Here is an 8,626-nt window from a genome sequence, read left to right as displayed (position 1 = left end):
CCACGCGAGTAAGTGTGTGCACCACCGGGAATGGCTTTTAATAAACGTTCTTGGTAATTCATGTTCAGGCACCTGTCATTTGCTCAAGAGCATATAAAGTTTGGAGAATCGCATAATCCTCGTCCAAAGAATTGGGGAATAAAGATTGATTTTTTGCTTCCACCGCCGTAACAAAATCTCTCATTTCGGCAATGTAAGGTTCTTCAGGATTGATGTACTGGCGCTCGACTGTTCCCGTATCAAACTTGAACTCCTTCCACTCTTCCATTGAGGTATTGATATAGCGGACGCTATTGGAATCTGCGCTAAATACAATTTCGCCCTCGCTACCGAGAACACGCATGTCGCGTGTTGCTCTGGGGCGTGAGATTACCTCTACCGTCAAGTTTGCAATGACATTGTCGTCATAACGAAGCAAGCAATGATAAATATCGTCAATATCCGCTGGCATATCAGTCAACTTGGCTTTGACACATGCCGCCGCCTTTGCCTCGCCAAAAATATCGTTCAGCCATGTCAGTTCAAATGGCACGATTTCACGCGCTGCACCAGTATCGCGCTTTGATACGTAGAACTCTTCTATTTTTTCCCACGGATGCCAGTCGGGAAGATACTGGCCGGTCTGGTAGTTCAGGTTTAGCACCTTGCCAATCGCATTGGATCGAATAAGTTCTTTGACTTTTTTGGGCCCGGGAAAATAGCGCATCGTGCAGGATGGCGCCATGACAATCTGCGTTCCACTGATCTTTTCACTCAGTTGTTTGATCTTGTCAGCATCCACTACCGATGCCTCAATGAAACAACTAATGCCACGTTCAAAAGCGTAGTAGGCATAGTGCATATGAAAATCGGGCGGTGTCGAAATAACAAATGTCTGCGGCCCGAATATCTGCATAGCAGTATCCAAATCATCAAAAACTGTAATGCCGTATTTCTCTTGGGACTCTTGTCTTCTATCAGAACGAGTATCGAACCCCGCAATGTCTTTTATCCCCAATGCCTGTAGGTTACGAACCCTTCTTTTTCCCATCGAACCAAGGCCAATAACCAAGTATTTCATTTCAACTCCCATTCATGTTTCATAATATTTTCGATTGCCAGGAAATCATAAATATCATCAATCTCATAGCACTGAAAACGTTTAATTAAGTGATGCGTTGTTCGGCGCGGATAAAATGTTTTTTCTTCCAGCAGTATTTGCGTTTTGACAATGTAGGCAACACCGTAGGGGAAATAGGCAACTTCATTGTCCTGCCGGCGTGTTGCCATCACCAATTCCTTGCAATATGGTTCTATTGCATTGCCCACCGTTTTTTTCATGATTGAGGGATGCTCGTGCACTTCGCCCAAACTAACAATGGCATCGTACTCACCACCTAATGTGCTGATTGTTTCAATCATCCCATCAAGATCGCCTTCTTCTCGCAAAGGCGAAGTTGGCTCTAACAAGACAATGTAATCAAAACTCTTGTGAAACTCACGTTGATAGAAGTCAATTACATGTTTCACGGCATCAAGAGTAGTGGCTGTATCACTGGCCAATGGCGCTGGCCTAAGGAACGGAACCGAAGCACCAAACTCCCGCGCAACCTTAGCGATCTCTTCGCTATCAGTCGTGACCATCACCTCATCTATGTACTGACTTCCCAGCCCCGCCTCAATGCTCCACGCGATGAGCGGCTTGCCACAAAGCTCCTTGATGTTTTTCCCCGGCAATCCCTTGCTGCCGCCCCGCGCCGGAATGATGGCTAGAAATGATTTACCTTGGATCATCAGCTGAAGACTCCACCATATTCGTTGTTTGCTCTTTCATAATCACTCATCCTTCCAATATCCAGCCAGTATTCTCTGATCGGGAATGAGACGGCATTATTTCCTTTCGCGATCAGTTTTTCAAAAAGTGTTGGCATGTCAAAGAACTCGTCCTCGGGTATATGCTCCAAAACTTGAGGTGAGAGCATGTAGATTCCTGCACTGACGAAGAATTTATGGGTAGGCTTTTCTTCGATGGAGACTATTTTACCATCGCTAACATTCACAACGCCGTAGGGCACTTGAAAGTCATATTCTCGCACCGCCATCGTGGCGACCGCATCATGCGAAAGGTGGTAGTCATGCATATGCTCAAAATTGACATTGGTCAGCAGATCACCGTTCATCACAAAGAATGGCTCGGTTAAGTTGTCGCGGATGAGCGCTAACGCACCTGCTGTGCCCATACGTTTAGCCTCATGGACATATTCAAGATTTACGCCGAAGGCAGACCCATCACCAAAATACTCCTTGATGATGTGCGACTTATAGTTAACGCTCAGAATGATTTCGGTGTAGCCATACTTGGAAAAATTCTCGATGATGGTTTCCAAGATAGGCTTGTTACCTACGTGGAGCATAGGCTTGGGCGTCGTGTCCGTCAGCGGGCTTAGGCGCGTACCCAGACCGCCAGCCATCAATATGACTTTGTTTGTGCATAGCGCTGGTTGAAGCAGCTCATCAACCTCGGCAATACCAACGATTCGGCCTTCACTATCGACAATAGGTATCTGATAAAGCTTCTGCGAAAAAGCCAATTGAAGGATCTTTGCCTTTGAATCATTGATTCCGCATGTCGTTGGTGTTCGGTAATAAATAGTCTCGATTGAGTTCTCAAGCCCGCGCCCGCTCAAAATGGCTCGGCGTACATCGCCGTCAGATAGCGTGCCTAGTAATTTTTGATCTTCATCTACCACAAGCGCAATCTTCATCGAGCCACTATCAATGATTTCAAGTGCTCGACGAATCGTCGCATTGGGTGAAAGAAGAACTTTCTTGAAATTGTTCATGCTATTGACGATCCGGGTAAGTCATTAAATATTTTTTTCAGTAACTGCGTCAATGGATGCGAACGCAGGATTCCAGCTATCTTTTGGGACGAGCCGCCTTCACCGTATGGATTTGTAACGTCGCAGAGGCTTTTTCGAAAACCTGGAGAGTAAAGCTGTTGTATTGCGTCAATAATCGCACTCTTATCAGGCGTACAGTCGATCACACTGGCTGCTCTGATTCGCCCTCTCTGGCGATCCCCGATATTGATAGTGCCAATCTTGAATGATGGAGCCTCGGTCAGTCCGCTTGAACTATTTCCGACCACCGCATCGACATACTGGAGTGCGGATAGATAACGCAACTGCCCAAGAGAAGTAAATGCGATTGCTTTGGCCGTGTTGGCAGCCACGTAGCTGTCGATCATGGTGTTGATGACTCTCCCATCGGTATCGGCGTTGGCTTTAGTGAATATTATTCGAGTATCGCTCAACTCATCCAATGCTGCCAATAGCTGCTGAAATTGCTCTTTAGCTGTACTCTGTTCCAAAGTGACCGGGTGAAAAGTCACCAAGAGATTTTTCTTGCCCAGTTTAAAACCCGTCTCTTTCTCTAATTCCTCTATCGCTAACAAACGCAGATTGAGGATATTGTCCAGCCCGGGCGCGCCAAAATTAAACACTTTGTCAGGTGCTTCACCAAGCTGGATGACTCGCTGGCGATATGCTTCAGTTGCCACAAAATGAAGGTGGCTCATTTTAGTGATTGAGTGCCTGATCGCCTCATCGAATGCACCCTCGGTTGTTTCGCCGCCGTGGATATGTGCGATGGGAAGACGTGCAATCATCGCCGCTGTGGCGGCACTAAAGATTTCGAAGCGATCACCCAACACGACGACAATATCCGGACTCAATTCATCATAAGCTTCAGCAAAAGAAATTTGAGCCAGCCCCATCGACTTGGAAATTCCGATGGAGGTATCCGACGACAGGAGCATTTCAATTTTCCTATTGATAGCGAAATCTTTTTCAATCTCCTTGTAGGTAAGCCCAAATTCCGGAGACAGGTGCATCCCCGTGACGATGACTTGAAGCTCCAAGCTCACATCAGACTGAATCTCTTTCATCAACCAATAGAGGAGACCATATTCGGCGCGGGTGCCCGTAACGATGCAGACTTTTCTCATTTGTTTTTCTTCTTTATCGTGTGCTTAAACTTCAACACCGCAAAGTTCAATTCGATTGAGGTTTCTGTGTCGCTGGTTTGCAAATCTTCATCGAAGATTTCGGCGATTAACTCACCGCTTTTTTGCATGAGTGATTTTTGCTCGGCTTTATCTTGGACCTCCGATAACTCTTTGATGCTTCTGGACAGTTCTCTGATTTTTGAGAATGTTTCAATAATGGACAGTGTTGCCTGTACTGCTTGCGGGCTTTTGAGGATGGTGGCCAACATATACAAACCTTTTTCGGTGAATGCGCATGGAAGCTTTACTTTGCCCCCTTTCATTGAAGTCGAAAATTTCGACTTCAATGAGTTCCACTCACTTTTATCAAGCTCCAATATGTATCCGTCAGGAAACTTTTCTGGGTTGTTTTTTACCGCCTCATTTATCCTTTTGACCTCAACGCCGTAAATATCAGCGACATTGCTATCAAGCAACACCGATTGCTCTCTTATCTCAATGATCAGATTTTTTATATTCTCTAATTTTACGAGTCCACTCATATCAGGTCATCCTCTTTGTAGTTTTTTTGCGCGGCCTGACTCAAGACCTCATCCCATCGCATGGGGCTAATGCCATTTCCAGGTCGTTTGATGGTGATATTGTCTAAGCTAAAAAGCTCGCCGAGGTTGATTGGTCGCGAAGCAACAATGCTTTTTCGCGAGATTGGAATATTTTTCGCTTCGCTCTTGCTGGGCTTCTTAATGCCGTCCCCCAATGCTTGGTCTATACGACGAATCGCCTGCACCATTGCCTTGAGTTCTTTCGGTTCCAAGCTGGCTTTATGATCCGGCCCATCCATGGTGCAATCTAGCGTGAAGTGTTTTTCAATCACGCAAGCGCCCATTGCAACTGCGGCTATCGGCACTTCGATTCCCTGCGTATGGTCTGAATATCCGACTTTGACTCCGAATGCATCCCGCATCGTTTGCATGGCACGGAGGTTGACTTCGTCGATAGGGCACGGGTATTCCGTTGTGGCATGCAGCACTGTAATCTTCTCTTTGGGGACACCTTGCCCCGTCAAGACATCCAATGCATCTTCCACTTCGCCCAAATCAGCCATACCGGTCGAGAGAATCACTTCTTTGCCAATCTTCCCTATATGTCGCAAATAGGGAAGATTGGTGATTTCTCCGCTGGGAATCTTGAAGATTGGCATTCCAAAGTTATTCAACAATTCGATACTGTCATGATCGAACGGCGTCGAGAGAAACATGATTCGCTTTTCATTGCAGTAGTCGATAAGTACGCGGTGTGCATCCTCGTTTAGCTCCAACTTCTTGATCATTTCATATTGAGACTCGCCCGCCGAAGTTGTTTGTTTTTGATAGTCTGCTTTTTGGGCAGTTTTGCTGACAAGTTTATCTGCCTTGAAGGTCTGAAATTTAACTGCATCGGCACCTGAGTCTACTGCCACATCAATTAGTTTTTTTGCCAGCTCAATAGAGCCATTGTGATTGACTCCAGCTTCAGCAATAACAAAAACGCTACTCATGCATACCCCTTAAATAATTCCCCGGCCTTAATAAAATCATTCTCCCTAGTCTGAACGCCTTCCCTAGTCACCGCATTACTTCCCACAAAAGTCCCTTGCCGAACAATCGTGCCACCGTTGACGATGGCTGCTGTTGAGATATGGCAATTATCTTTCACAACCGCATCATGCTCTATAAGTGCCTTGCTGTTGATAATGCAGTTATTACCGATGGTTGCGCGCACGTTTATCAATGCGTCGTGCATGATGATTGTGCCTTCACCTACAGATGCATGCTTGGATACATAAGCTCTTGGAGAAACGATTGCAGGAAGTCTGAACCCCAACGACTTTATATTTTCATAGAGCCGCATACGCATCTCGGGGCTCTTGATCTGCCCTACTGTGACAAAAGCATAGTCATAATCAGCCTTGAGCCGTTTGAGGTCATCGTCACTGCCCAGCAATGAATAACCAAGCAGCTTTACTACGGCATCATTTATATCCACAAACCCGGCAATTGTAAATTTATTCTCTTGCTCGATGACATCGATGCATGATGCACAGTGCCCGCCGCCACCGATCAATATCAGTTCAGGCTTCATTTTACTCTCGCGCTACTCGGAATATTGACGACACGATCTTCAAGCCACTTGGCATTGACCAGTGCATCAGACTGGCAGCTTTCAAACATTGGCAGCTCATTCATCAGGCGCCAAATCGGTCTCGACATCACGCCTGCCTCATTCAACTCTTTCAGGAATACATCCCTAGCCTGCTTATCCTCTAATACCAAGGCATTAAGCCAGTAATTCGCACTTGCCTGGGCGGGCTCCTTTACAAAGGTGATATTTGAAGTAGCGAAGAAATCCGCATAGGCAGATGCAATTACACGCTTACTTTCCAATATTCTCGGCAAGCATTCCATCTGTGCGCACCCCAATGCCGCATTGATGTTCGGCAAGCGATAGTTGTAACCGATCTCGTCATGAATGAACTCGTACGGATGAGGTTTCTTCGCAGTCGTGGTGATGTGTTTTGCGCGCTTCGCCAATACCTCGTCATCGGTAATGATCATCCCGCCGCCGCCGGTCGTAATGGTTTTGTTGCCATTGAAGCTGAAGGCGGCGAGCTTGCCGAACGTCCCCGTATGCTTGCCCTGATAGTAGCTACCCAAACTCTCGGCTGCATCTTCAACCAAGGGGATGCCGAATTCCTCACAAATCCCGGCGATTTTGTCGATTCGGCACGGATGCCCAAAGGTATGCATGGGAACCACGGCGGCGATTCTTCGCCCAGTCGTTTTGTTGATACACCCCTCTGCCGTTCTAGTCGTATTGGCCGACAGAAACTCGCTCAGGCTTTGGGGGCTCAGCCCCAATGTATCCCTATCGACATCGATGAATACAGGCTCTGCTCCGCAATAGCTGATCGCATTGCAAGTTGCCACGAATGACAAAGATTGGGTGATCACCTCGTCGCCCCGATTCACTCCCGCCAGCTTGAGCGTGATATGCAAGGCGGCAGTCCCATTCACTGTGGCTACGGCATATTTGGCGCCGGTATATTTCGCCATTTCCAATTCGAATCGGTCAACGTATTTCCCTACGCTGGACACGAAGGTCGAGTCGATGCAGTCAACCACATAAGCTTTTTCGTTCCCGACGAATTTAGGCTCATGTAATGGAATGAATTCCGTCGTTTGATACAAGCCCCGGACGAAATCGATAATGTCTTGATGCTTTTTGTTCATTGCTACATCTTCCCATCCAAATATTTACCCGTTTCTTTGTGTCCGAAATCAGGAATCATTTTATGGAACAAATCGACGATCTCTTCTTTCGTCCAACTCTGTACATTCTTTCGCTCATTAATAAATTGAGTAAAATTTACTAGCGCCTGATTGTCGAATGTTGGCTTATTTTTAATCACTCCCAGATTCTGAAAGCGTGCCATATCGAGCGTTTCATTTTCGGTGAAGAACTCTTCGAAATCTTTTTCTCCGGTCGTATCGCTATCCGTAAATAAACAAGGCCACTTACCTTCGGCAGGCCACGTTTCTGCCAACTTGCGCGCCTCGTCTTCCGATGTGCATAGATAAGGCTCATAACCGATTTGCTTGAGGTATTTTGCTGCAATCTCGGCGAAGGTGATGAGGTGCAATTCTTCGCTCAACTTAGGGAAGAATATATCCATGTTTTCGCCGAAGATACACGACAAGAGGCACAACTCTCCGGATTCTTTGGGTGTAACGAAATATCTTTTAATATCCTGCGGCGCGACGATAGGCTGACGCTTTTGGATGCGCTGATTGAAACCGTGCAAAAGCGAGCCGTCCGAAAACGCCACATTGGCGAAGCGAGCCGTGGAAATACTGATCTCTAAACTCCGTCGCATCAAAAACATTTCCATGATCCGCTTCGACGCGCCCATCATATTGACGGGATTCGCTGCTTTATCAGTGGAGACGCAAAAGTATTTCTTCGATTTATTTGCGATGGACTGAAGAAGCGTCTTCTCCGTATTGAGAATGTTCACATCGATCATGCGCATCAGTGTGAACGGATCTTTCTCGCTACGCACATGCTTTAGCGCGGATAGATTGAGCACATAGTCGTATTTGCCATCCGCCTTAATAAAAGCGTCATATTCAACGGAGCCCACATCCAAGGCAAAGGTCTGAAAGTCGCCATCGATATATCCATACGAGCTTCTGATATCGCGCACCAACTCCACCATGTTGTTTTCGCTGATATCGACAACATGCAGCTTGCACGGTTTTCTTTTGAATATCTCTTTGGTGACGGCTTGCCCGATGGACCCAGCACCGCCAATGACCAAAAAGGTGGATGCAGCTATGATTCGCTGAAGCTCAGCTTCATGATTGCTTACGTCTTGAACGAAAAGCTCTTTATCTCGGCCAATGAGGGAAAGAATAGACATTGTTTTTAATCCTTTCCAAATAGATCGCGGCTATACACTTTATCCGCCACATCGCGGATATCCTCGGTGATGCGGTTGGCCACGATCACATCAGCCTCCTGCTTGAACTGAGCGAGATCATTCACCACTCTGGAGTGGAAGAAGTCTGGTTCCTTCAGCGCTGGCTCATACACGATCAC

The 8,626-nt window shown here is 46.6% G+C and carries 9 protein-coding genes; all 9 read right to left on the bottom strand.

Features of this window, described 5'->3' with window-relative positions:
• Nucleotides 1–64: 64 nt before the first annotated feature.
• Genes Q8O80_RS18225 through Q8O80_RS18185 form a run of 9 tightly spaced genes read right to left on the bottom strand, consistent with a single transcriptional unit; the run spans nucleotide 65 to nucleotide 8,447 of the window.
• Nucleotides 65–1,060, bottom strand: a complete 996-nt coding sequence (locus Q8O80_RS18225; RefSeq protein WP_305581898.1) for a Gfo/Idh/MocA family protein — start codon at nucleotides 1,058–1,060, stop codon at nucleotides 65–67.
• Nucleotides 1,057–1,773 carry an acylneuraminate cytidylyltransferase family protein gene (locus tag Q8O80_RS18220; RefSeq protein WP_305581896.1) on the bottom strand — a complete coding sequence of 239 codons (717 nt, stop codon included), beginning with the start codon at nucleotides 1,771–1,773 and terminating at the stop codon, nucleotides 1,057–1,059. Before Q8O80_RS18220 ends, Q8O80_RS18225 begins: the two co-directional genes overlap by 4 nt.
• Entirely contained in the window at nucleotides 1,773–2,822 is a 1,050-nt protein-coding gene (locus Q8O80_RS18215; RefSeq protein WP_305581894.1) for a nucleotidyltransferase family protein, read from the bottom strand. Before Q8O80_RS18215 ends, Q8O80_RS18220 begins: the two co-directional genes overlap by 1 nt.
• Nucleotides 2,819–3,988 carry a UDP-N-acetylglucosamine 2-epimerase gene (gene neuC / locus Q8O80_RS18210; RefSeq protein WP_305581892.1) on the bottom strand — a complete coding sequence of 390 codons (1,170 nt, stop codon included), beginning with the start codon at nucleotides 3,986–3,988 and terminating at the stop codon, nucleotides 2,819–2,821. The genes Q8O80_RS18215 and neuC overlap by 4 nt, the downstream gene beginning before the upstream one ends.
• Entirely contained in the window at nucleotides 3,985–4,530 is a 546-nt protein-coding gene (locus Q8O80_RS18205; RefSeq protein ID WP_305581890.1) for an ORF6N domain-containing protein, read from the bottom strand. The genes neuC and Q8O80_RS18205 overlap by 4 nt, the downstream gene beginning before the upstream one ends.
• Nucleotides 4,527–5,525, bottom strand: coding sequence for an N-acetylneuraminate synthase (gene neuB / locus Q8O80_RS18200; RefSeq protein ID WP_305581888.1), 999 nt, complete (start codon nucleotides 5,523–5,525; stop codon nucleotides 4,527–4,529). Before neuB ends, Q8O80_RS18205 begins: the two co-directional genes overlap by 4 nt.
• The gene (locus Q8O80_RS18195) at nucleotides 5,522–6,109 is read right to left on the bottom strand and encodes a NeuD/PglB/VioB family sugar acetyltransferase (RefSeq protein WP_305581885.1); all 588 of its coding nucleotides are present in this window, start codon (nucleotides 6,107–6,109) and stop codon (nucleotides 5,522–5,524) included. Before Q8O80_RS18195 ends, neuB begins: the two co-directional genes overlap by 4 nt.
• Complete coding sequence (locus Q8O80_RS18190) at nucleotides 6,106–7,257, bottom strand: LegC family aminotransferase (RefSeq protein ID WP_305581883.1); 1,152 nt, start codon at nucleotides 7,255–7,257, stop codon at nucleotides 6,106–6,108. Before Q8O80_RS18190 ends, Q8O80_RS18195 begins: the two co-directional genes overlap by 4 nt.
• Before the next feature lie 2 nt (nucleotides 7,258–7,259).
• Complete coding sequence (locus Q8O80_RS18185) at nucleotides 7,260–8,447, bottom strand: UDP-N-acetylglucosamine 4,6-dehydratase (protein ID WP_305581881.1); 1,188 nt, start codon at nucleotides 8,445–8,447, stop codon at nucleotides 7,260–7,262.
• Nucleotides 8,448–8,626: the final 179 nt, after the last annotated feature.

The organism is Devosia sp. (genome assembly GCF_030689745.1).
Lineage (GTDB): Bacteria > Pseudomonadota > Alphaproteobacteria > Rhizobiales > Devosiaceae > Devosia > Devosia alba.
The sequence above is the reverse complement of the archived record's forward strand: the minus strand, read 5'-3'. Positions and strand labels throughout refer to the sequence as shown.